Origin of the sequence: Enterobacter sp. RIT637 (assembly GCF_019718755.1) — a bacterium.
Classification (GTDB): domain Bacteria; phylum Pseudomonadota; class Gammaproteobacteria; order Enterobacterales; family Enterobacteriaceae; genus Enterobacter.
On record NZ_JAIHAZ010000051.1, the window covers coordinates 1 to 823 of the forward strand.

Annotated in this window: 1 protein-coding gene; it reads right to left on the bottom strand. The window is 58.0% G+C overall.

Going from position 1 to position 823, the window contains the following annotated elements:
• On the bottom strand, positions 1 to 823 hold an 823-nt coding region (locus K5E19_RS23055), incomplete at both ends, for a TonB-dependent receptor domain-containing protein (protein ID WP_221553251.1).

An 823-nucleotide genomic window follows, 5' to 3' on the forward strand; every position in this document is an offset into this window, starting at 1 on the left:
GCCTCATACTTCGTGCCGCTGTTGCTGTCACGGTTACTGCTGCGGTAGTTCGCGTTGCTCCACAGATCCAGCGACTGCGTTGCCGCCCAGTTCAGCGACAGGTTCGCCATGTGGCGCGGACAGTCGTTGAGCGCGTAGCCTTTATCCACACCAGATTTCTGCTCGCTGTGGTTGTAGGTGTAGTTCGCGTTCGCTTTCAGATCCTGAGTGATCTGCCAGTCGCCATTCAGCTCGATACCGTAAACATCCGCTTTGCTGACGTTAAAGTATGTATCGACGGAATCCGCTTTATAGCCGTTCACTTCGCACTGGTTGGTGGCGGTGGTTTCGCAAATCGTCTGCTCGGAGAGTTTGTCCTTAAACTGGGTGTAGAAGACGGTGCCGTCCAGCGATACGGCTTCCCCGGTCCAGTAGAGGCCCGTTTCGGCGTTGAGGCTTTTCTCTGGTTTCAGATCGTCGTTACCCACGGTCAGGAACGGGTACGGCGGCGTTGATCCGTGCGGCGTGACAAACTGATCGGAGGTGGCGCGCAGCTCCGGTTTTTTATAGCCAGCGGAGATCCCGCCTTTCAGCGCCCAGGCGTCGGAGATCGCCCAGTTGCCGTACAGTTTTGGTGTGATGTGCGCGCCGAAGTAGCTGTCGTAATCGCCGCGCGCGGAGGTGGTCAAGGTAAAGTCGTTAATCGTCCAGCCATCTTCCGCGAACAGCGCCCAGCCGTTGCGGGTCACTTTGGTGACCGGCTCGACGCCCGGCAACGTTTTGCCCGACTCATAGAAGTGGTCATTCAGCTCTTCGCGGGTGAAGTTCGCGCCGACGGTGAGCT